The sequence below is a fragment of the Hymenobacter fastidiosus genome (genome assembly GCF_039539565.1).
GTDB classification, from domain to species: domain Bacteria; phylum Bacteroidota; class Bacteroidia; order Cytophagales; family Hymenobacteraceae; genus Hymenobacter; species Hymenobacter fastidiosus.
The window spans coordinates 503,851-527,472 of record NZ_BAABDJ010000007.1 but is presented as its reverse complement, the minus strand read 5'-3'; the positions used below and the strand labels follow the sequence as shown (position 1 = coordinate 527,472).

The following is a 23,622-nucleotide window of genomic DNA, read 5'->3' as shown; positions in this document are numbered from 1 at the left end:
AACTTACGCTCGGCGGAAGAATGAGCAGGGGAGCTAAATGCGAAAAGCCCCTTAGAATTTCTTCTAAGGGGCTTTTCGATGGTGGGAGATACTGGGTTCGAACCAGTGACCCTCTGCTTGTAAGGCAGATGCTCTGAACCAGCTGAGCTAATCTCCCGTGTGGTCTACGTCCCGTTTGGGATTGCAAATATGGGAGGTGTTTTTCGAAACAGCAAGAAAAACCCTGACCTTGGGGGAAGAATTTTCGGGTGGAAACGCCGTTAAAGCACTCAACCAATTCAGGGTCAGAAATTTTTGCCGGTTGAAAAATTTTAAAAAAACTTTCCGGTATGCCGGGTTGAGCCTGGTTTTGCTGCTGGGCGCGGCAATTTTGAGCGGTTGGCTGGGGCAGGAAAAAATTATTTCCCTGTTCGTGCAGGAAGCCAACCGCTACCTGCGCACGCCGGTGCAGGTCGGCCGCATGGAGGTATCGGTACTGGCCGAGTTTCCGCGCGTGGCTATCCGGCTGCACCACGTGGTGGTGCGAGGCTCGCTCCCCCAGGATACCACGGCCCTGGCACGGGTCCGAACACTCTATTGTGCCTTCGATGCCTGGGATATAGTGGCCGGGCGCTACCGCATCCGGAGCCTGGCGCTGGAGGATGGCGCCATTCAGGTCCGGTATGATGCCCAGGGGCAGCCGAACTACCGGATATTCCGCCCTGACTCCACGCAGGCCGCAACTAAGCCCCTGGCGTTTGACCTGGAAGCTATCCGGCTGGAGCGCGTCGGCATACTGTATCACCACCGGCAGCAGCAGCACCGCTATAGTCTGCAGGCGCATGCGGTGCAGGCTTCGCTGACGGTGACGGATGCGCAGGTCAGCATCCGGGCCGAAGGCCGCACCCGCATCGAGGCTATCCGGCTGGGAGCAGATAATTATTTTCGGGCCAAGGAAGTGGTTTTGACCACCCGGCTGGAGGTGAATCGGACGGCGCAAACCCTGACTATTCAGCCTTCGGTAGTGCGCGTTGAAACTGCGGCCTACGACCTGGCAGGCCGCATTGGCTACGGTGGTCCGGCTATCGATTGGAACCTTAGCCTGAACGGACAGCACGCCGATCTGCAATCAGTACTCGCCCTGCTGCCGCCGCGCCTGACCCGGCAGCTAAGCAAATACCGCAGCCGGGGCGACGTTTACTTTCGGGGAACCGTGCGCAGTGTGGCGGCGGGTAAGAATCCGCAGATCGGGGTGCAGTTTGGCTGCCGCGACGCCTCCTTCTACCACCCGGGGTATCGGGAATCGGTGGAGCACGTATTTCTGACTGGCACCTTCAGCAACGGGGCCCGGCGCACGGCCCGAACCACTTCGTTTACCCTGCAACAGCTGCGCGGCGCGCTGCAGGGGCGTCCTTTCAGCGGAAATCTGCGCTACGAAAACCTGCTGGATCCTACGGTGCGCCTCAACCTGCGGGCCGACCTCGATGTGGCGCGGGTGCTGCGGTTTTTTCCGGTGGCCGCGGTGCGCGCGGGGAGTGGCCGGGCCCAGCTGGCGGTACAGTTTGCGGGGAACCTGCGGCAGTTTCGGGCCCGACCCGCTACGGCCGCAATCCGGTCGGGGGGCGAGCTGACCCTGCGGGGCGTGAGCCTGACGCTGCGCGACTATACCCAGCCGCTGACCGGGCTCCAGGGCAGCTTTCTGCTGCGGCGCAACGACGTGGCCATTACCAACTTCACCGGCCGCATGGGCCGCTCCGATTTTCGGCTGAACGGCTTCTTCAAGAATGCTCTGGGCTGGCTTTTGCTGCCGCATCAGCAGTTGCTGGTGGAGGCCGATGTCGAGTCCCGCCTGCTTGATCTGGACCAGCTGCTCAGTGCGCCGGCGCCGAACCGGGCCGCCGGCCCCACCGCTGCTACCGGCACTGGCCGGGCCGCGGGCTATGCGTTTGAGGTATCGCCGAATCTGGCCCTGGACCTGAACGCCACGGTGCGCCGGGTGCGGTTTCGGCGCTTGCGGGGGCAGGAGCTGCACGGCACGGTGCGGCTGCGTCAGCAGGTGATTTCGACCCCGGGCCTGAGCGTGGCGGCGGCCGGCGGCACTACCACCCTGCACGGTACGCTCGATGCCCGCCAGCCTGATCGGCTCCAAGCCCGCACCACCATGACGTGCACGCAGCTGCCGCTCGACAGCCTGTTTTATGTATTTGAGAACTTCGGCCAGGACTTCCTCACCGCCCGCCACCTGCGCGGCACCCTGACGGCCCAGGCGGAATCGGATATGTACTTCGACCGCCACCTGACGCCCCTCACCGACCAGCTGGAGGCCGAAATCAAGGCCACGGTGCGCGACGGAGAGCTGAATAATTTCGCGCCCCTGCAGAAGCTGAGCATGGTGGCCGGCAAAGAGCAGCTGCGCCACCTGCGCTTCGCCCAGCTTACCAACAGCATCTACATCCAGGGCCGTACGGTGTACGTGCCCGAAATGGAAATCCGGTCCAACGTGCGGACGGCATCGGTGCTGCGGGTGACGGGGACCCACACCTTCGACCAGGAAATGGATTACCACCTGTCAATCCCGCTGCTGCCGGGCCTGCTGCGCCGGCCCGCCTTCGGGGGGCAGGTGGCCACCGGACCAGCGCTGTTGCTGGCGGTGCAGGGCACGGAGGATAACTTCCGCGTCAGCCTGGACCGCCGCCGGGAGCAAACAGCCCGTCGGCCGGTTGCGGAGGCGAACGGCCGGCGCATGGGCCCTCCTCCGCCCCCGGCCAACAGCGCCGCCCTCCCCGGGGCGGCGGAGAATGCGCCCGTAGCCGCACCTAAAAAGTTGTTTGAGGTGAAAAAACCGGAGCAGAAGCCGGCTCAGCCCCGGCCGGACCAGTATTTTGATTTTTGAACTTCCTCCGTAGTAAGATCGGCAAAGGATCAACCGGCGCCTGAGTCCGCGGCCGGGCCTGAAAAAAGGAGGGGTCTCCGGCCTGGGGGGCCGGGCTGGGGGGCCGGGCTGGGCATCAACCTAATCGGCCAGACAGCGTTAAGGGCAACAGTTTCCTTTCCCCTTCTCCAACCGACCCATCCATGGAAAATCCCCAACTCCTCCAGAACTATTCCGATCAGGAAAAAGCCGCTTATCTGAGTGCCATTGCCAGTCTGGCCTCCGCCGACCGCGAAGCTTCGGCCGCGGAGGTGGAGTTCCTGCAGCAGCTGGCGCACACCACCGGCCTGTCGGGGGGCGCTACCCAGCAGGTACTGAGTGCCGCCAGGGATGCCTCCAACGAAAGCATCAAGCAGAGCCTGGATATGCTGCGCGGCAGCGACCTGCGCTTTTCCCTGGTCGCCGACCTGATCAGCTTTGCCCGCGCCGACGGTGCGTATTCCAACACGGAGGAGGAGATGGTGAACAAAATAGCCACTTACCTCGGCATCAACCAGCAGCAGCAGCAGGCGCTGGAAACGGTAGTAGACCAGGCCGCCACCGTACCGCACGACGCCAATGACCCCGGCAAGCAGGGCTTCCTGAGCGGCATCACCGACAAGCTCGACAGCGTGGGCATCCCAAAAGGAGCCCTGATGGCGGGTCTGCTCGGCGTGGTGGCCCCCATGGTTCTTTCGCGGGTGATGGGCGGCGGCAACCGTCAGTCCGGCGCTATGGGCGGCATGATGGGTGGTAGCGGCACTATGGGTGGGCTACTCGGCGGGGCTATGGGCGGCGGCTCCATGGGTGGTCTGCTGGGCGGCCTGCTCGGCGGCGGTTTGCTCAGCGGCGTGCTGGGCGGCTCCAACAGCGGCGGCGCCGGCGCCGGCTATGGCAATGTGCCCCAGCAGGGCTCGCACGTCGGTAGTGGCGGCCTGGGCTCCCTGATGTCGATTCTGGGCGGGCTGGGTGGCCGGCCCGGCTCGGCTCCGCGCAGCGCGGGCGGTGCCGGTCTGGGCGGTCTGCTCGGCGGCGGCGGCATGGGTGGCCTGCTCGGCGGTCTGCTCGGGGGCCGCTAGGCCGAACCGGGAGCCCGTAGATACCTTATCCCAAAGCAGCCCGCTGAACCTTCAGGGTTTGGCGGGCTGCTTTTGTTTGGTAACCCCGGTTTATAGCTACAACACTGGTCGTTCCGGCGACTCCAGGCCGCGCAGCGGGTCGGTGGGTTGGGCCAGGTGGACTACGCTCGTAGCCGTACTGGCAAAGGTGCCGCGGTGCTGCTCTACCAGCTCCACGAGGCGGTAGTTCAGCTCTTCCTTCACGTCGAGGTACTCTTCGTAGTCGGTCGTTTCCACGAAATACTGCACCGTGACTTCCTTGGCCGCCGGCGTCAGGGCCGAGAACTTGATCTGGACGTCGTCGGTGGTGAGGGCGTGTTCCTGAATCACGCGCTGAGTATCCTGCACGATGCCGCGCAGCTGCTCGCTGGTGGTGGCGTGGCTCAGGGCCAGGGTGAAGCTCACCCGCCGGGCCGTCCGCAACGACAGATTGTCCAGCGGTTTGTCGATCATCGACTTGTTGGGCACCGTGACGTAGCTTTTTTCCGCCGTGCGCAGGCGGGTGCTGCGGAAGCCGACTTTCTCCACCGTACCCGTCACGCCGCCCACTTCCACCAAATCGCCCACCGCGAAGGGGCGGTCGAGGAAGATGGTAAAGGAGGCAATCAGGTTTTCCAGGCTTTCCTTGGCCGCGAAGGCCACCGCCAGCCCGCCAATGCCGAGGCCCCCGATCAGGGCCGTGACGTTGACGCCAAATACGCGGCTGAGCATCACCAGAAAGGCGATGGTCAGGACCAGGACCTTCACCAGATCCTTGGCGAAGGGAATGAGCTGGTTGTTGAGGCGGGAGGTGTTGGTTTCCGCCCGGCGCTGAAATACCATCACCAGAAAATCGACCCCGCGCAGCGCAATCCAGGCCACCCCGGTGATGATGCCGAGCTGATACAGGCGGAACAGCACCACCTTGGGCCAGGGGTCGTCGTGGTCCAGCTCGGAGCTGCGCACCGGATAGTCGAGCACCTGAAACGCGAGGTAGACCGTGATGAAAAACACCACGATGGAAATGGGCTGAATCAGCAGGGCCTGAAACTGCAGCTCGCTCACGCCCTGTGTCTGCTTGCGGATAAAGCGAAACGCCAGCTTGGAAAGCAGCTTCGAAAGCAGGGTTTTAAAAACGTAGCCAAACAGCAGAATGCCCGCGCACGTGAGGTAGGCGGCCACGTCGTTGCCCAGAAAGCGCAGGTGCAGAATTTCCTGTAGGGTCATTAATAATACCGTAAAAACAAACCAGAACGTCATTCCGAGCGAAGTCGAGGAATCTCGCGTGGCCTCGGTGGAGTACTACTCAGATGTCAGCACGCGAGATTCCTCGACTTCGCTCGGAATGACGGCCTTTAAAAACTAAAGCCTTGCCGGCTACACCAGCTGGCGCAGGGCCATTTCGAACGATTTCTGAGCTACGCCGGTGCGGGTGTCGCCCTGCTGGCGGGTCCGCTCCAGGGCCCGGCGGATGATGCGCGACGTATCGCCGAAAATGGCCTGGTCGGTGATTTCGGCGTTGGTTTCCATCAGGTAAGCGAATACCCGGGCCATGCCGCAGTTGGCAATGAAATCGGGAATCACGCTCACGTGCTGGTCGGCATACTCGCCGGTGGGGCCGAAGAAGATTTCGGGGTCGGAAAACGGCACGTTGGCCCCGCAGCTGATTACTTCCAGGCCGCCCGTGATAAGCTGCTCTATCTGCTCGCGGGTGACGAGGCGCGAGGCCGCCGCCGGAATGAAAATCTCCGCTCCCGAAGTCCAGATGCGCTGATTCACTTCCTCAAACGACAGCAGGTTCGCGGCGGCCAGCGCATTGCCTTCCCGCTGGAGAAACAGCGTCCGGATTTCCTCCAGGGAAAAGCCTGCTTCCTGAATCAGGCCCCCGGCCCGGTCGATGATACCGGTGACCCTGGCGCCCTGCAAGGCCAGATAATAGGCCGCGGCCGCCCCCACATTGCCCCAGCCCTGGATGATGGCGCGCTTGCCGACCACGGAGCGGCCGCCCCACAGCTCGTAGTAGTGGCGCACGGCCTCGGCTACGCCGTAGCCGGTGATGAGGTCGGCCACGGTGTATTTGCGGTGCAGCGCGGGGGTGAAGGAGGCGTCTTCCAGCACCTTCACCACGCCCTGGCGCAGCTGGCCCAGCTTCTGAATCTTCTGGGGCTCGGTGGCGCGGTAGTGCCCGTTCACGATTCCCTCCTGCGGGTGCCACAGGCCATAGTCCTCCGTTATCGGAATCACGTCGTGGATTTCGTCCACGTTCAGGTCGCCGCCGGTGCCGTAGTAGGCTTTCAGCAGCGGAATCACGGCCCGGTACCAGCGCTCCAGTACGCCGCGCTTACGCGGGTCCTGGGGGTCGAAGTTGATGCCCGACTTAGCGCCGCCAATGGCCGGGCCGGACACGGTGAACTTCACTTCCATGGTTTTGGCCAGGCTTTCCACTTCGCGCTTGTCGAGGCCCTTGCGCATGCGGGTGCCGCCGCCGGCCGCGCCCCCGCGCAGGGAGTTGATAACGACCCAGCCTTCGGCTTCGGTTTCGGCGTCTTTCCACTCAAAAACGATTTCAGGACGCTTATTTTCAAACTTAGCCAGCAAATCTTTCATCAGGCAGTGAAGTAGATAGGGGTGGGAAGGGACAAAACGGAGCCAAAGGTAAGCAGCCCCCGGAAAGCACCCGGGTCCTTGGGTGCTTACTGCCATTGATTTCGGGCTCGGCCGGAGCGGAAAAAATCAAAAAATTTAGGCTTAATCCATTTTAATAGGAACTCTTGGGCCCGGAAATATCGTAGTACGCATATTCCTGATGAATCCATCCCAGGCCCACCGTTGTACCATCCTTTATGAAGCCCTTGCTCTCGCGCGTAGAATCCAAAAAAGTAGATAAGGCCGCCGCAATGCTGAAAGTGCTGGCCCACCCCAAGCGCTTAGCCATCGTGGATCTGCTGGGTAAAGAAGACAAAATGACCGTGACGGAAATTTACCGTTCGCTCGATTTGCCCCAGGCCATTGCTTCCCAGCACCTCATCACCCTCAAAGACCGCGGCATCCTGTCGTCGTTCAAAGTGGGGACGAAAATCTATTACTCACTTTCCATCCCAAAACTGCTCGACGTGATTGACTCGCTCGAAGACTGCTGCGAATCGCTGTAGCCGACTGCCGTTTTTCTTCGGAGAAATGAAAAAGGACCGCCAGCCGACGGTCCTTTTTTCGTTTGTCATTGCGCGCAGAGCATTCCGCGCATCAAGCGGCGTCAATCCGTCCTCTGAAATGGAAGAAGCTTCTTTTTAGCAGAAAGTCCCGACGTTAGCGCACGTCGGGACTTTCTGTTTCAACAAGGTTTGGCTCATTGTCCGGGACGGATTGACGCCGCTTGATGCGCGGAATGTCGTGCCTCCTCGCAATGGCAGGCTATGCCGGGGTCGTCTGGTTTTCCAGGTCGAACAGGTCGGTCAGTACATCGATGAGCTGGTCGGCCTCGCCGCGCTTGCAGGCGGCTTTAAGCTGGAGGACGGGCTGCTTCAGAATCTTCTGCATCAGCGACCGGGTGACCTCGTCCATGCGTTTGGCTTCCTCGGGGCTCATCTTCTTCTGGAAGCGGTCCATTTCTTCCTGCCGGATTGTTTCCAGCGCGTTTTTCAGCTTCTGGATGGTCGGCGACACCAGCATTTCCTTGGTCCAGTCCTGCAGGCCGGCAATGCTGTCGGCAATGATGGCGCGGACCTGCGGCACGGCAGCCAGGCGCTGCTCGAGGGCGGCCGAGGCCTTGCTCTGAATCGTGTCGATGTTGTAGACCAGCACGCCGGGCACGTTTTCCACTTCGGCCTCAATGCTGCGCGGCACCGACAGGTCGATAAAAAACTTGAAGTTCAGCACGTCGAGCCGCTCCACCATTTCCTTGGTGAAGAAGGGCGAGGCGTGGGCAATGGAGGAAATGACCACGTCGGCATCCTTGAGGCCCTGCACCAGATCTTCGAAATCGAGCACTTGGAGCCCGCATTCGGCCGCCAGGGCATCAGCCTTGGTCCGGGTGCGGTTGCAGAGCGTGACGTCGGTGAAGCTCTTGCTGTCGCTGAAATGGCGGCACACGTCGGCCCCGATTTCGCCCAGGCCTACCACCAGCACGCGCGGGTTGGCAATGTCGGCCGTCAGCTCTTCCACCAGTTCCAGCGTGGCGTAGGACGTCGAGGCCGCCCCGTCGCGGAACCGCGTTTCCTGCTGTACGCGCTTGTTGGTGAAAAAAATGGTGTGCAGCAGGCGGTGCAGAAACGGCCCGGCCGCGTCCTGGTCGGCCGACCATTGGTAAGCTGTTTTCACCTGGTTGCTGATCTGCAAATCGCCTACTACCTGGGCATCGAGGCCCATGGCCACCTCAAACAGGTGCCGCACCGACTCCTCGTAGGAATCGAGGATGTCGAAGTAGGGGAAGTAGTCGGCGACGTTGGGCAGGCCTTTGAGCTCCGCCAGGGCCTTGATGATGGCGGGGCTTTGGTCGCGGTCGGCGCTGTAGTAGATTTCGGTCCGGTTGCAGGTACTCAGCACGAGCAGGTCCTGAAGGCCTAAGTCGTGGTGGAGCAGTTGCAGGAAGCGGCGGCAGGCCGTCTCGTCCAACGCAATAAGCTCCCGGATGGCGAGCGGCGTTTTTTTGAAGGACAGGCTGACAGCCTTAAAGGGATGGAGCATAGCTGGGGCTACGGCGGATTGTAGAGGGCAAAATTACGGCGTAATTCGTTAGTCTGAAACAGGAAGTTGAGGGTAGAGGTTCTGGGCGGCTGACGGCTACTCGGTAAACTGGCTTTCCGGACTGTGAAGGGCCTCCTTTCGCCCGGTGAAAGCGATAAAAATGATTGCGGCCCGGCCGGTTTTCCAAGCCGGCCGGAGCCGGCCGCCCGGCCGCGGGCCAGCACCCGCATAACGAAGTCGGGGCCGGGCCGTTAGCAAGGCCCGGACCCGCGGCGCTGCCGGCGGGTTGTATCTTCGCGGCCCGGGCAGCCGGCGCGCTCTTCTGCTTTTCCTTCTTTTTTCGCTCCGTGCTACCGATTTACGACCAGAAATCCCGGATTAAGCTCATCGTGCTGGCGGGGTCCATCCTTATTGCGGCGGCCACCGTCATTTATACCAGCGTGCTGGTGCAGCGCCTGTCGGAGCGGGAGCAGAAGCAGATTGACCTCTACGCCAAGGCCCAGCGCTTCATCATCAACTCGGAGGTCGACTCGAACACCAACTTCGTGTTTGAGGAAATCATCAACGCCAACACGACCATTCCCATCGTTTTTACCGACGGCGAGGCGAATATTCTGGATACCAAGAACCTGGTCCTGCCCCAGAAGGCGACGGAAAAAGCCCTGCAGGAGTTTCTGCGCCGCGAAATTGCGGTGATGAAAAGCCAGCACCCGCCCATCGTGGTGGAGCTGGGCGCGGGCCTGCGCAACTACATCTACTACAAGGATTCGCAGCTGCTGACCCAGCTGCGTACCTACCCGCTGGTGCAGCTGGCCGTGATTGGGTGCCTGGGCGTGATGGCCTACTTCGCGTTCAGCTACTCCCGCCGGGCCGAGCAGAACCGGGTGTGGGTGGGTCTGGCCAAGGAAACCGCCCACCAGCTGGGGACGCCCCTGAGCAGCCTCATGGCCTGGCATTCCTACCTGAAAGACTCGGAGAAGTGGCAGCACGAGCCCATTGTGGAGGAGCTGGGCAAGGACGTGCGGCGGCTGGAAATCATTACCGAGCGGTTCAGCAACATCGGCTCGGTGCCGGTGCTCAAGGACGAAAACATCCTGCAGGCCACCCGCAATGCCATTGCCTACCTGCAAAGCCGGGTGTCGAAAAAGGTGGTGTTTGAAATCAAAACCGACCTGCCCACCGATACGCCCGCCCAGATCAACGTGCCGCTGTTCGACTGGGTGATTGAGAACATCTGCAAAAACGCCGTGGACGCCATGGACGGCAAGGGCCACATCACCCTGCACCTGCACCGCAGCACCAAAAGCAAAACCCTCATTGCCCTCGATATCACCGACACCGGCAAGGGCATTTCGAAAAGCAAGCTGGAATCGGTGTTCCTGCCGGGCTACACCACCAAGAAGCGGGGCTGGGGCCTGGGACTGGCTTTGGCCAAGCGCATCATCGAGAACTACCACGAAGGCAAGCTCTACGTGCGCTGGTCGGAAGTCGGCAAAGGCACCACGTTCCGGGTCGTGCTGAAGGGGGAATGAGTTGCCGGTTGCGGGTTGCCAGTTGCCGGTTGCCAGTTGCCAGTTGCGTGTTACCAGTTGCCAGCTCGTTCAACGAATCCATACTGGCAACCCACAACCCACAACCCACAATCCATAACCCACAACCTACAACTGGCAACCGACAACTGGCAACTGGCAACACACAACTGGCAACACACAACACACAACCGGCAACTGGCAACTGGCAACCGGCAACTCATCAAGGGTTGGTGATTTCCACGTAGCTGTGGCCGGTGACGGGCTTGCCGTTATGGGTGCCGGTTACTGTGCACATGCCTTCCCAGTAGTGCAGGTTGATAGCCTTGAACAGGCGCAGGCTCAGCTCCTGGTTGGGGATGACGGGCTCCACGAGCAGGTCGTAGCCCTGGCTGGGGATGCGCAGCCGCCACTTGATGGGGTAGCGCTGCTTGGACCGGGGGCTGACCCAGTATTCCAGCGGCTCCAGCTGGAAGTCGGTAGCGGCCAGGTGGGTGTTCTGGTTCCGGGCCGAGTAGTGGGTGCCGCCGCCCAGGCTTTCGCCGGTGCGCTTGTTGCGCAGCTGGTAGGCCATGATTTCTTCGCGCGGCTCGTCGAGCTGGAGGCTGAGCCAGTCCCAGCCGGTATCCTTGCCCATCACGGAGTTGCAGTTCCACTGGCGGTCGTACCACAGCTCGCCCTCCACCTGCCGCATCTTGCCGCCTATTTCAAGGGTACCGGCCGTGGCCAGGCGGGAGTAGCTGTAGTAGCCGGCCCGGGCTACGGTCCCGTATTGCTCGTAGCCGGTGCCGCCGTGGAGCAGTACGGGCTTGGCGGGGGCGGTAATCAGGTTGATGGCGTAGCCGGCGTGGTCGGCCATGCGGGCCTGGAGGTGGTAGCTGCCTTCCTGCCCGGTCAGGGTCCAGCGCTGGGCTTTTTTCTCCAGCTGCAGATTGAGCGGTAGGGTGGGGGCCAGCAGCTGGGGCAGCTTTTCGAGCTGGTAGTCGTAGCGGAACTGCTTCTGCTGCGGGTCGGTGAGGGCGAAGTTCACCATCTGCCAGTCCTTCTTGCCGGTGGGGTTGAAGTGGAAGAAAACGTACTCCACCCCGAACGTTTCGCCGGTGGCCTTATCCTTGAGCTGACCGGTGAAATACCACCACTCCAGGGAGTTGCGCAGGTGCGGGGCTTCTTCCTGGGGCAGCTGAGCACGCTCCTGAAATACGTCGTACTTACTGGTGGGCCTGAGGGCGCAGGCGGTGGCGAGGAACAGGAGAGTCGAGAGCAGTAAATTCTTCATGCCCCCGGAAAAGGGTTTTGGCGGGCAAAAGGTTTGCGGCCCGGGCGGGGAACCAGGCCTTGGTACTGTCTGCTGCACGCCTGCTGCCAAGCAAATGCTTATTTAAAGAGCTACCTTCCCGAAACCCGGTTTGCCGGGCTGCAACAGCCTGACCGTGGCCGCCGGAGGCTTCACCAGAGCTGCCCGGAGCGGATAAAACGAGGGCTGAGGCGGCGTGGCAGGTATAGCAATAATGTAATATATTGGGCTGTTTCCGGTCGGGCTGCCTGGGGCGGTGGAGCCGGCCGGTTTTTCCGCGCGTTCCGCCGGCTGCTACCCTGAACTATTGCTCTTCTTGCACCGTCTACCGCCTCGCGCCATGCTGCCCACGATAGAAATCCCCTCGATTCTGCCCCACCTGCGGCGCGCCACCCGCCCCTACCATGATGAGGTGGAGCAGAACCCCTTCAATCAGGCTCTGACGGCCGGTACTGTGACGGCCGCTGCCACGGCCCGGTTTCTAAGCCGCATGTACGGCTTTGTGCAGCCCTACGAAGCGGAGCTGCGCGCCCAGGCCGCCCACTTCGGCCCGGCCTGGGAGCTGGACCAGCGCTACCGGGCCCCGCTCATTCTCGCCGACCTGGCCCAGCTGGGCTCCCCGGCCGGGCCGCCGCTATGCCCCGCGCTGCCGCCGTTGGGCACGCGGCCCCAGCTGCTCGGGGCCATGTACGTGCTGGAAGGCTCCAGCCTGGGCGGGCAGGTCATTGCCCGGCAGCTGGCCCAGGCCGGTATTGCGGGCCGGAGCTATTTCGGCGGCCGGGCTGAGCGCACCGGGCCGCTGTGGAAAGCCTTCTGCCAGCAGCTGGAAGCCGCCGCCACCACCGCCGAAACCCAGGCCGCCATCACCACCTCGGCCATCCACACCTTCCGGACCCTGACCTCATGGCTGAACTGCTAACCCTGACCGACGAAAGCCTGGTAGGAGCGCCGATTACGCTCACCAACTGCGACCGGGAGCCCATTCACCTGCCGGGCCTCATTCAGCCCTACGGCTTTCTGCTGTGCCTCGACGAGCAGACCCGGCGCGTGGTGCAGGCCAGCGCCAACACCCGGGAGCTGCTGGGCCTGGCTCCCGAGGAGCTGCTGGGCCACGGGCTGGAGCGGCTGCTGGGGCCGGGTGCGCTGGCCGAGGTGGAAGCCCTCTGGCCCACGCTCACTGAGGCGGCCCGGCTGCTGGGTGCCCGCCTCGACCACGTGGCGGGCCAGCCCTTCTACAAGCTGGTCCTACACCGCTACGACCAGCTGCTGTGGGTGGAAGGCGAGCCGGTGCACCACGCCAGTACCAGCACCAGCGCCTTCGACCTGCCGTCCCTGAACCTGGCCCTGGGCCGCCTGCTGAGCGCCGATACCCTGCTGGACCTGTGCCAGGGCGCCGCCGAACAGGTGCGCGAGCTGATCGGCTTCGACCGGGTGGCCGTGTACCGCTTTGCCCCCGACGACAGCGGCCACGTGCTGGCCGAGGCCCTGCGGCCGGGCCTGCCGCCCTGGCTGGGCCTGCACTACCCGGCCACCGACATCCCGAAGCAGGCCCGGGCCATGTACCTCAAAAACTGGCTGCGCTTCATTGCCGACGTGGACTACGCGCCCGTGCCGCTGGTGCCACCTCTCCACCCGCGCACCGCCCGCCCGCCCGACATGACCTACGCCGTGCTGCGCAGCGTGTCGCCCATTCACCTGGAATACCTGCGCAACATGGGTTCGGGCGCTACTATGACCATCTCCCTTATTCAGGAGGGGAAGCTGTGGGGCATGATTACCTGCCACCACCAGAGCCCGCGCCTGGTGAGCTACGAGCTGCGCGACCTGTGCCAGTTTCTGGGCAAAACCCTTTCGGCGCTGCTGGGCAGCAAGGAGCAGCAGGATCAGCAGGCCTACCAGGCCCGGATTCATCTGGCCCAGGCCCGGCTGCTGGAGCACGTGAGTACCGGCGAGAATTTTGTGGCGGGACTCCACCGGCACACCCCCACCATTCGCGACGTGTTCGATTGCGGCGGGGCGGCCATCTGCCTCGCCGACGACATCAACTGTATAGGTGCCACGCCCAGCGTCGCCCAGATCGACAGCTTGGTGGCCTGGCTGCGCACCCACACCGACCAGCCGGTTTTTCATACCGACTCCTACGCCCGGCTCAACCCGGCCGGGGCGGCACTGCAGGCCACGGCCAGCGGCATTCTGGCCGTGGCCCTGGCCCCGGAGCAGGGCGAGTATCTGCTGTGGTTCCGGCCCGAGCAGGCCCGCACCGTGACCTGGGCCGGCCGCGACGAGAAAACGCCGCGCCTGGTGAACGGGGAAGTGTTTCTCTCGCCCCGGCAGTCGTTTGAGGCCTGGAAGCAGGCCGTGGAGCACACTGCCACGCCCTGGCTGCCCCTGGAGCTGGAGGCCGCCCGCGAAATCCGGCAGCACCTGGTGGAAGTGCGGCTCAAGGTGTTCAACGAGCTGCAGGCCCGGGCCGCCAGCCTGGTGCGCCTCAACGTGGAGCTGGAGCGCAGCAACGACGAGCTGGATGCCTTCGCCTACGTGGCCTCCCACGACCTGAAAGAGCCCCTGCGCGGCATTCATAACTACGCCGTGTTTCTGCTCGAAGACTATGCCACCCAGCTCGACGCCGAGGGCGTCAGCCGGCTCGAAACCCTGGTGCGCCTCAGCCAGCGGATGGAGGCCCTCATCGAGGGGCTGCTCCAGCTCTCGCGGGTGGGAAGGCTGGAGCTGACGCTGGCCGAAACCAACCTCAACGACACCCTGGCCGGGGTGCTCGACCTGTTGCAGCCCCGCTTCGAGCAAACCCACACCACCGTGACGGTGGCCGGGCCACTGCCCATCATCCACGGCAGCGAGGTGGGCCTGCGGGAGGTGTTCAGCAACCTGATCACCAACGCCATGCGCTACAACGAGCAGCCCGAAAAGCGCGTCGCGGTGGGCGTGGCCCCGGCCGCGGCCCGCGGCCCGCGGGGCACCGGCAACCCGGCCGACTTCCACGTGCTGTGCGTGCAGGACAACGGCATCGGCATCGCACCCCGCCACTTCGAAAACGTGTTCAAGCTCTTTAAGCGGCTGCACGCCCCCGAGAAGTACGGCGGCGGCACCGGCGCGGGCCTGGCCATTGCCAAGAAGATGGTGGAAAAGCACGGCGGCGAGCTATGGGTCGAGTCGGTGCCCGGGGAGGGGTCTACGTTTTTCTTTTCGCTTTCTAAGCTCCTGTAAGTGCGTACTACCCTCCCTGCTCCCATCCTCGTGGTGGAAGACAACCTCGAAGATTTCACGGCCCTGAGCCGGGCCTTTCGCAAGCATACCGTGCCCAATGCCGTGGTGCGCTGCGCCGACGGCGAGCAGGCCCTCGAATACCTGCGCGGCCACGGCCGCCACCCGGCCTGGCCCGCCGTGCTGCCGGCCTTCGTGCTGCTCGACCTGAACATGCCCGGCCTCGACGGCCGCGACGTGCTCGGGGCCCTCAAGCTCGACCCCGTGCTGCGGGCCATTCCCATCGTCGTCTTTACCACCTCGGCCAACGTGCGCGACGTGGAGGAGTGCTACCGCCTGGGGGCCAACAGCTACCTGACCAAGCCCATGGGCTACAGTGCCCTGGAAGAAAAGGTGGGCCTGCTGGCGCGCTACTGGCTCGACGCCTCCGAGTTACCTCACCCTGGTTAGCCCCGCTGCCGTGAAACGAGTTCTGCTCATCGATGACAATGCGGCCGACCGGATGCTGTACCGGCGCTACCTGGCCCCGCAGCCGGCGTGGGAGCGGCTGGAGTTTGCCGAAGCCGCCACGGGCGCGGAGGCCCTGGTCCAGTTCATGGCCTGGCAGCCCGACTGCATCCTGCTCGACTACGACCTGCCCGATACCAGCGGCCTGCTGCTGCTGGCCAGCCTGCAGGCCCTGGCCCCGGCCGACACGCTGTGCGTGGTGATGATTACGGGCCGCGGCAACGAAACCCTGGCCGTGCGCGCCCTGCGCGAGGGCGCCCTCGACTACCTCGTGAAGCAGCAGTTCGACCCGGCCCTGCTGCACAAAACCGTCACCCACGCCATCGAGAAAAACGAGTGGCGCCAGTACGTGGCCCGCTACCACCACCAGTTGCAGGCCGTGAATCAGCAGCTGGCCCGCACCAACCAGGACCTCGACAACTTCGTGTACGCCGCCAGCCACGACCTTAAGCAGCCCGTCCATAACCTGATGGGCCTGTTTGCCGAGCTGCGCCGCACCGCTACCTTCCACGATGCCGACGAGGCCGTGGTGCTGCGCCTGATCGACGAGGCCCTGCGCAGCCTCTCTACCACCATTCACGACCTGGCTGCCGTGGTGCAGGAGCAGCGGCAGCCTGCCCCGCAGCCCGCTGAGCCCGTCGTGCTGGCCGAGCTGACGGCCGAAGTAGCGCAGGCGTTGCGCCCCGAGCGGCTGGCTATCCAGGCGCAGCTCAGTACTGACTTCGCGGCCCTGCCCGCCGTGGAGTACGTGCGCGGTAGCCTGCGCACCATCCTGTTCAACCTCGTCAGCAACGCCCTCAAGTATCACCAGCCCGGCCGGCCGCTGCGGGTGCAGGTGCGCACCTACGCCGACGCGGGTCGCCCCGTGCTCGAAGTGCAGGACAACGGGTTAGGCATCGACTTGGACCGCTACGGCGCTGAGCTGTTTCACCTGTTCCGGCGCTTCCACCCCGCAGCCGGCGAAGGCACCGGCGTGGGCCTGTTTCTCGTCAACCGGCTGGTGGAAAGCTGCGGCGGCCACATCGAAGTCGACAGCCAGGCCGGCTCCGGCACCACCTTCCGCGTGTATTTGTGCCTCACCCCCCGCCCGCCCGCCACCGGCCCCGAAGGCCGGCGGTGGGAGCCGGCGTATCCGGAGCCGGGGTAGGGAAGGCGCGGCCTTTTCCAGGTCAGGATACGTTTGCCGGTCCGCCGGCAAAGCCGTTTGACCGGTCGTCGTTAGCAGACGGGAAACGTCGGAGCCAGGCGATGAACGGCCCGCCGGCCGCCAGCCGCCGGACCTGTACCCCGGCTCTTGGAAAACCGTCAGGGCCGCTGGGGCAACGGCAGGAGCTGTACCGTGCAGCAGGGGGGGCGCACTGGCAGTCAGGCCTTGATGTGCAAACGGCGGTATTCCTCCTGTCGGTTATATTCAGCAGCGGGAAGCGAATGGCGGCCTTTTTGCGCCGCCCTCGCCGCAAATTCTTTATCTTTTCGCCCTAATTCCCTTCGCTCCCTCCCCAACCCGAATGAGTTCTTTCTCCAGTCTGTTTCGCCGCAAAGACATCGGCGCCATCCTCCAGAACCCACCCGCCGACGCCGAACTGCACGCCCACGGCGGCTTAGAACGCAACCTCACCGTCCGCGACCTGACGGCCCTGGGCATTGCCGCCGTCATCGGGGCCGGCATCTTCAGCACCATCGGCAACGCCAGCCACGACGGCGGCCCGGCCGTGTCGCTGCTGTTCATCTTCACCGCCATTGCCTGCGCGTTTTCGGCCCTGTGCTACGCCCAGTTTGCCGCTACCATCCCCATCAGCGGCTCGGCCTACACCTACGCCTACGCCTCCTTCGGGGAGCTCACGGCCTGGATTATCGGCTGGGCCCTGATTATGGAATATGCCGTGGGCAATATCGTGGTGGCCATTTCCTGGTCCGACTACTTCACCGGGCTCATGGATGGCATCGGGCTGCACATTCCCATCTGGCTCACGATGGGCACCCAGAGTGCCTACAAGGGTTATAATGAAGTGCTGGCCCTGATGCAGGCCAACCAGTCGCTGGCCGACGTGGCCCCGGCTACGCTGGCAGCCTACCAGGCCTGGAACTTGGCCCCGGTGCTGTTCGGCAACTTCCGCCTGGTCTGCGACCTGCCCGCGTTTATGATTACGGTGCTCATCACGGCCGTGGTCTACGTGGGCATCAAGGAGTCGAAAACGGCCTCCAACCTGCTCGTGCTGCTCAAGCTGATCGTGGTGGCCGTGGTTATTGCGGTGGGCGTCTTTTACATCAATCCGGCCAACTGGAGCCCGTTTGCCCCCAACGGGGTAGCGGGCGTGCTCAAGGGCGTGTCGGCGGTGTTCTTCGCCTACATCGGCTTCGACGCCATTTCAACCACCGCCGAGGAGTGCAAAAACCCCCAGCGCGACCTGCCCCGGGCCATGATCTACGCCCTCATCATCTGCACCGTGCTCTACGTCATCATCACCCTGGTGCTCACCGGCATGGTCTCGTACAAGGAGCTGGGCGTGGGCGACCCGCTGGCTTTCGTGTTCCAGAAAGTAGGTTTGCCCCAACTGGCGGGCGTAGTGGCCGTGTCGGCCGTGTTTGCCATGTCGTCGGTGCTGCTGGTGTTCCAGATCGGTCAGCCCCGCATCTGGATGAGCATGAGCCGCGACGGGCTGCTGCCCCCGATTTTCGCCCGGGTGCACCCGCGCTTCCACACGCCTTCGTTCAGCACCATCGTCACGGGCTTTTTCGTGGGCGTGCCGGCGCTGTTTCTCAACATGGACCTCGTTATCGACCTGACCAGCATCGGGACCCTGTTTGCCTTCGCCCTGGTCTGCGGCGGTATTCTGGTCATTGATCCGCAGGGTACCTCCGAAGCCCGCTTCAAGGTCCCTTACATCAACGGCAAGTTCCTGGTGCCGCTCATCATGCTGATCGGTATCGTGCTGCTGTTTGCCTACAACGGCGCGGCGGTGAGTGAAATGGGCCGCACCGTAACCGGCGCCGGGGGCTACGCGGCCTTCAAGCACTACATCCCGATGCTGGTGTTCTTCGGCTTCTGCATCTACCTCAGCATCGCCTCCTTCCGCCGCAGCCTGTCGTTGCTGCCCACCCTGGGGCTGCTCACCAACCTGTATCTGATGACGCAGCTGGGCGTGAACAACTGGCTGCTGTTCTTCGGCTGGCTGGTGATTGGGCTGGCGCTGTACTTCAACTACGGCTACAAGCACAGCAAGCTCAACGCCGGCGCCACGGCCAACAACCGGTCACCGGTGATTCGGTAAGCACACTGAGGTATAGAAAAGCCGGGCTTTGGCCGGCAAGCCGGATAGCCTCAGGTTGGTTGTTCCCGGGTTGTCGGTCAAAGCCCGGCGGGCATTACGCCCAATCATTTACGCGCTATTTCTATGGAAAACGAGCCGATTATTCCCGTTCCTGGCCTGCTCACCCGCCTGCAGGCCTCCCGCGAGGAGCTGCTCGACCTGGGTCTGCGCAATCCGCTGCTGAACTTCCGCCTTTCCCCGGCCCGCGGGGTGCCGATAATCCAGGAAGAGTCGGCGGCGGTGTACGAGCTGCTGGTGCGCCAGGGCAAGACGATGTACTTTTTGGGCGCGGCGGAGGCTGAAAATCCGCCGCTGGCCCTGCCGGCAGGAGCCTCCCGGGAAGTATCCGACGTAGCGGAATCGTCCGGTTCCCCCTCTCCTTTTTCGGACTCTGCGCATAAAGCAGATGCGGGGTTGGGGGGTGAGGCGCCCGGCCCCGCGCCAGTAGCGGCAAGCTGGGACAACAAGCTGCAAACCGCGGAGCCGCTGGCGAAGCTCGAAACCCGCCTGCTCAACACCTACTACGCGGCCCGCACCAGTCTGGAAGAGCAGGGCGTAAACATTCTCTACCTCGCTTTGGGCCAGCTCACCTGGTACGAGGCCGACAGCAGCCCGGAGCCGCGCCAGGCGCCGCTGCTGCTGGTGCCGGTGCTGCTGGAGCGCGGCACCGCCGCCGAGCGGTTTAAGCTGCGCCACACCGGTGCCGAAACCGAGGGCAACCTGTCGTTGCAGGCCAGGCTGCGCGCCGGTTTCGGCGTGGTGTTGCCGCTGCCCGAAGCCGACGACGACCTGCGCCCCGCCGAGTACTTCGCGGCCGTGGCGGCGGCCGTAGCGGGGCTGCCGCGCTGGCAGGTGCAGCCCGACCGCATCGCGCTGGGCTTCTTCTCCTTCGGCAAGTTTCTGCTCTACCGCGACCTGGACCCGGCCCTGTGGCCCGCCGAAGCGCCGCTGCTCGGCCATCCCGCCATTGCCGCCCTGCTGGGCCCCGCTACCGGCTTCCGCGACGCGGCCCCCACCATCGGCGACACGGCTTTCCTCGACACCGAAAGCCCCGCTCACGAGCTGCACCAGGTGCTCGACGCCGACTCGTCCCAGCTGCTGGCGCTGCTGGCCGTGCACGAAGGCCGCAACCTCGTCATTCAGGGGCCGCCCGGCACCGGCAAGTCGCAGACCATTGCCAACCTGCTGGCCGAAGCCATCGGGGCGGGTAAGAAGGTGCTGTTCGTGGCCGAGAAGATGGCGGCCCTGGAAGTGGTGAAGCGGCGGCTGGATAGCCTGGGGCTGGGCGCGGCCTGCCTGGAGCTGCACAGCCACAAAGCCAACAAGAAAGCCCTGCACGACGAGCTGAAAGCCACCCTGGCCCTGGGCTGCCCCGCCGCCGTGCCCGTGGTGGCCGACCAGATGGCCCAGCTGCCCCACTACCGCGCGGCCCTCAACGATTACGCGTTAGCCGTGAATGCGCCCCTGGGCCGCAGCCGCCGCACTGCCCAGCAGGTTGTCGGCGAGCTGCTGCAGCTGAACGAGGAGCGCGGCCCGGTAGAGCTGCCCCGTCTGAGCTTCGCCAACCTGCCCGCCTGGACCGATGCCGACGCGGCCCGGGCCGAAGCCCTGGCCGCCCGGGTGCAGGCCACGCTGCAGAAAATCGGGGTGCCCCGAAACCTGCCGTTCTGGGGCAGTGAGCTGACGGTGCTGCTGCCCGCCGGGCAGGAGGCCCTGGCGGTCCGGCTGCGCGAAGCCGGGGAAGCCGTAGCCGCGCTGCTTGGGGCCGCCGAAACCCTGGCTCACCACCTGGGCCTGCCCGCCGCCGCCGACCGCGCCGCCGCCGAGGCCCTGCTGCCCGCCGCCCGCCACGCTCAGCGGGCCCCGGCGCTGAATGGTGCCGTAGTGGCTGATGATGCCTGGCTTGCCCAGGCCGGCCGGATTGCCGAAGCTCTGCAGGCCGGCGCTGCCCACGCCGAACTGCGCCGCCGGCACGAGGCCACGCTGCTGCCCGAAGCCTGGGGCCAGCCACTGCTCCCCGAGCGGGCCGCCTTCCTGACGTACGGTGACAAGTGGTGGAAATTTCTGAGCGGCGACTACCGCCAGGCCAAAAAGCGCCTGCAAAGTCTGTGGCGCGGCCCGCTGCCCGCCGAAGCCGCCGGCATCATCCAGGCCATCGACGCCATTCACGAAGCCGCCCACCACGAGCAGACCCTGACCGCCGCCGCGCCGCTGATGACCGGCCTGTTCGGCCCCGCCTGGCAGGGCCCGCGCTCCGACTGGCCCGCGCTGACCACAACCCAGCAGTATCTCACGCTCACCCACCAGCGCATCAGCCGGGGCGAGCTGCCGGCCGCGCTGCTGACCTATCTGGAACGAAGTGGTGCCACGACTTTTTCAGTCGTGGTACCACTAGCGTTGAACGACAAGGGTCCAGGTGGATACCTTTCTTTGAGGCATCCCCTGGTCGTGGTACCACCAGCGTTGAACGACAAGGCCGCGCCTGATGAGCCTGGGCCGGGAACTTCGGGCTTCCGCAACGATAGTGGTACCACGACCGAAAAGTCGTGGCACCACCACCTGAATCACCGCCTCACCGCTTTGGAAGCGGCCCTGGCCCGGCACCGCGCCGCCGGGCAGGCCGGGGCCGAGGCCCTGCAGCTCAACGAAGCCCGCCGCTTCGGCCCCGCCGGCCGCCTGCAGTTTCAGCCCTTCGAAAGCCAGCGGGCGACGCTGCAAGCCTGGGCCGCCGACCTGCCCGCGCTGCGCCTGACCACGGAGTGGAACAACGTGGCCGCGGCCGTGCGGCAGGAGCAGCTGCCGGAGCTGCTGGCCCTGGCCGAGAAGTGGGAGCCGGCCGCGCGCTTGCTGGTAGCGGCGGTGCGCCAGACCTGGCTGGAGTATCTGCAGAAGCTGGCCTACGAGCAGCACCCGGCCCTACGCCAGTTTGAGCGCGCCGGCCACGAGGAAACCGCCGCCCGCTTCCGCCGGGCCGATGAGGACTCGCTCTACCACAACCGGGTGCGGGCTATGCAGCAGCACTTCCGCCAGCTGCCGAACCAGCAGGCCAGCGGGCAGATGCTGCTGCTGAAAAACGAGTTTGCCAAGAAAACCCGCCACCTGCCCCTGCGCCGGCTTATGGAGCAGGCCGGCCGCGCGGTGCAGGCCATCAAGCCGGTGTTTATGATGTCGCCGCTGTCGGTGGCCGGCTACCTGCCGCCGGGCGCGGTCGAATTCGACCTCGTGGTGTTCGACGAAGCCAGCCAGGTGAAGCCCGTGGATGCGCTGGGTGCCATTGCCCGCGGCCGTCAGCTGGTGGTGGTCGGCGACTCGAAGCAGCTGCCGCCCACCTCCTTCTTCGACTCGCTTACCGCCGCCGGTGAGGAGACCGACGAGGACAACGTGACGGCCGACATCCAGAGCATCCTGGAGCTGTGCAAAGCCCGGCAGATGCCCGAGCGGATGCTGCGCTGGCACTACCGCAGCCGACACCAGTCGCTGATCGCGGCCTCCAACCACCTGTTCTACGACGATCAGCTGGTGATATTTCCCAGCCCCGGCGGACGGGAGCAGCTGGGGCTGGTCTTCCATCATTTGCCCGATACCCACTACGAGCGGGGCACCACCCGCACCAACCCGCGGGAAGCCGCGGCGGTGGCCGAAGCGGTGCTGCACCACGCCCGTACCGCTCCGAAGCTCACGCTGGGGGTGGTGGCTTTCAGCACCGCTCAGCGTCAGGCCATTCAGGATGCGCTGGAAATACGGCGGCGCCAGCACCCCGAAACGGAAGCGTTTTTCAACCGCCACCCGCACGAGCCCTTCTTCGTGAAAAACCTGGAAAACGTGCAGGGCGACGAGCGGGACGTGATTCTGATCAGCATCGGCTACGGCCGCACCCGGCAGGGCTACCTGAGCATGAGCTTCGGCCCGCTCAACGGGGAGGGCGGCGAGCGGCGCCTGAACGTGCTCATCACCCGCGCCCGCCAGCGCTGCGAAGTCTTCACCAACCTCACCGCCGACGACCTCGACCTTGCGCGGACCAAAGCCCAGGGTGTAGCCGCGCTCAAAGTCTTCCTCGGCTTCGCCCAGCACGGCCGCCTGAACCAGAACGAGGAAACCGGCCGGGCTATGGAGTCGCCGTTTGAGGAAGCCGTGCACCGCGCCCTCACCGCCCGCGGCTACCTCGTGCGCCCCCAGATCGGCTCCCAAGGCTTCTATATTGATCTGGCCGTGGTAGACCCCGGCCAGCCGGGCCGCTACGTGCTGGGCATCGAGTGCGACGGGGCCATGTACCACAGCGCCCGCTCGGCCCGCGACCGGGACCGGCTGCGCCAGCAGGTGCTCGAAAACGTGGGCTGGCGCCTGCACCGCATCTGGAGCACCGACTGGTTTCGGGATCCGGCCCGCGAAACCGCGCGGGCCGTGCAGGCCATCGAAGAAGCCCGCCACCTCGCCGCCCTCGGCGAAGCTGATAAGCCGGCGGCGGAGCTGACGCCAGCACCGGCAGCGCCGACCGGAATCGCGCGGGAGGATGCGCCGACGGGTCCGGTGGCGCTGGCCACGGCCTACCAGCTGGCTCAGCTGCCGGCCGCCGTAGCCGAGCTGGAGCTGCATCAGCACCCCATGGGCCGGCTGGCGACCTGGGTGGCGCAGGTGGTGGCCGTGGAAAGCCCGGTACATATCGACGAGGTGACGCGGCGGCTGGCCCTGGCTAGCGGGGCCAGCCAGGTGGGTGTGCGCATCCGGGCCAGCGTGGCGGCGGCGGCCCGGCTGGCGGGCAACCTGCGCCATGTCCGGCCGGAAGGCGACTTTCTCTGGGCCCCGAGAATGCCGGCGGAGGCCGCGCCGCTGCGCGACCGGAGTGCGCTGCCGGCGGCCTCGCGCAAGCCGGGTCTGGTGGCCCCCGAGGAGCTGGCCCGCGCCGTGCTGACGGTGGTGCGGCACAGCTTCGCGCTGGAACGGCCGGCCGTGCTGCTGCCGGTGGCGCGCCTGCTGGGCTTCGCCCGGCCCGGCGAGGAAATGCGCCAGCAGATCGACGCGGCCGTGCGGCAGCTGGTGGAAAGCGGCGCGCTGCTGGAAACCAACGGCGTTTTGCAGCCGGCGGGCTGATTGT

General features: G+C 64.8%; 14 protein-coding genes and 1 tRNA gene. 10 read left to right on the top strand and 5 right to left on the bottom strand.

The genetic code is table 11. The features are described 5' to 3' along the window. Nucleotides 1–79: 79 nt before the first annotated feature. Nucleotides 80–157, bottom strand: a tRNA-Val gene (locus ABD833_RS07260). A 144-nt stretch (nt 158–301) separates the two neighbouring features. Here ABD833_RS07260 and ABD833_RS07255 point away from each other — a divergent pair. Together ABD833_RS07255 and ABD833_RS07250 are read left to right on the top strand one after the other, a co-directional pair. Continuing rightward, on the top strand, nt 302–2,872 hold the full coding sequence (locus tag ABD833_RS07255) for an AsmA family protein (protein WP_345071973.1): 2,571 nt from the start codon (nt 302–304) through the stop codon (nt 2,870–2,872). Nucleotides 2,873–3,054: 182 nt separating this feature from the next. Further along, nucleotides 3,055–3,969, top strand: a complete 915-nt coding sequence (locus ABD833_RS07250) for a tellurite resistance TerB family protein (protein WP_345071972.1) — start codon at nt 3,055–3,057, stop codon at nt 3,967–3,969. 96 nt (nt 3,970–4,065) lie between these two features. Here ABD833_RS07250 and ABD833_RS07245 read toward each other — a convergent pair whose 3' ends face one another. Beyond that, complete coding sequence (locus tag ABD833_RS07245) at nt 4,066–5,214, bottom strand: mechanosensitive ion channel family protein (RefSeq protein WP_345071971.1); 1,149 nt, start codon at nt 5,212–5,214, stop codon at nt 4,066–4,068. Nucleotides 5,215–5,364: 150 nt separating this feature from the next. Continuing rightward, the gene (locus ABD833_RS07240) at nt 5,365–6,594 is read right to left on the bottom strand and encodes a Glu/Leu/Phe/Val dehydrogenase dimerization domain-containing protein (RefSeq protein ID WP_345071970.1); all 1,230 of its coding nucleotides are present in this window, start codon (nt 6,592–6,594) and stop codon (nt 5,365–5,367) included. Between the two features lie 236 nt (nt 6,595–6,830). Here ABD833_RS07240 and ABD833_RS07235 point away from each other — a divergent pair, with 236 nt between their 5' ends. Then, nucleotides 6,831–7,139, top strand: coding sequence for an ArsR/SmtB family transcription factor (locus ABD833_RS07235; protein ID WP_345071968.1), 309 nt, complete (start codon nt 6,831–6,833; stop codon nt 7,137–7,139). Nucleotides 7,140–7,398: 259 nt separating this feature from the next. On the opposite strand, the gene hemA is transcribed toward ABD833_RS07235, so the two are convergent. After that, nucleotides 7,399–8,670 carry a glutamyl-tRNA reductase gene (gene hemA, locus ABD833_RS07230; RefSeq protein ID WP_345071966.1) on the bottom strand — a complete coding sequence of 424 codons (1,272 nt, stop codon included), beginning with the start codon at nt 8,668–8,670 and terminating at the stop codon, nt 7,399–7,401. 347 nt (nt 8,671–9,017) lie between these two features. Between hemA and ABD833_RS07225 the strand changes: the two genes are divergently transcribed. Next, the gene (locus ABD833_RS07225; RefSeq protein WP_345071965.1) at nt 9,018–10,202 is read left to right on the top strand and encodes a sensor histidine kinase; all 1,185 of its coding nucleotides are present in this window, start codon (nt 9,018–9,020) and stop codon (nt 10,200–10,202) included. A 220-nt stretch (nt 10,203–10,422) separates the two neighbouring features. Here ABD833_RS07225 and ABD833_RS07220 read toward each other — a convergent pair whose 3' ends face one another. Further along, on the bottom strand, nt 10,423–11,475 hold the full coding sequence (locus ABD833_RS07220) for a lipocalin family protein (RefSeq protein ID WP_345071963.1): 1,053 nt from the start codon (nt 11,473–11,475) through the stop codon (nt 10,423–10,425). 358 nt (nt 11,476–11,833) lie between these two features. Here ABD833_RS07220 and ABD833_RS07215 point away from each other — a divergent pair, with 358 nt between their 5' ends. The 6 genes from ABD833_RS07215 to ABD833_RS07190 all read left to right on the top strand — a co-directional run bounded on the left by ABD833_RS07215 (nt 11,834) and on the right by ABD833_RS07190 (nt 23,618). Further along, nucleotides 11,834–12,412 (top strand): biliverdin-producing heme oxygenase, encoded by a 579-nt coding sequence (locus tag ABD833_RS07215; protein WP_345071961.1) that lies wholly within the window; start codon nt 11,834–11,836, stop codon nt 12,410–12,412. Beyond that, nucleotides 12,397–14,715, top strand: coding sequence for an ATP-binding protein (locus ABD833_RS07210; RefSeq protein WP_345071959.1), 2,319 nt, complete (start codon nt 12,397–12,399; stop codon nt 14,713–14,715). Before ABD833_RS07215 ends, ABD833_RS07210 begins: the two co-directional genes overlap by 16 nt. Continuing rightward, complete coding sequence (locus ABD833_RS07205; RefSeq protein ID WP_345071957.1) at nt 14,716–15,162, top strand: response regulator; 447 nt, start codon at nt 14,716–14,718, stop codon at nt 15,160–15,162. A gap of 10 nt (nt 15,163–15,172) precedes the next feature. After that, a complete protein-coding gene (locus tag ABD833_RS07200; RefSeq protein ID WP_345071955.1) occupies nt 15,173–16,366 on the top strand; it encodes a sensor histidine kinase in 1,194 nt (397 codons plus the stop codon). Nucleotides 16,367–16,727: 361 nt separating this feature from the next. Continuing rightward, a complete protein-coding gene (locus ABD833_RS07195; RefSeq protein WP_345071954.1) occupies nt 16,728–18,491 on the top strand; it encodes an amino acid permease in 1,764 nt (587 codons plus the stop codon). A gap of 123 nt (nt 18,492–18,614) precedes the next feature. Then, nucleotides 18,615–23,618: a DUF3320 domain-containing protein gene (locus tag ABD833_RS07190; RefSeq protein ID WP_345071953.1), complete on the top strand. Its 5,004-nt coding sequence runs from the start codon at nt 18,615–18,617 to the stop codon at nt 23,616–23,618. Nucleotides 23,619–23,622 lie beyond the last annotated feature (4 nt).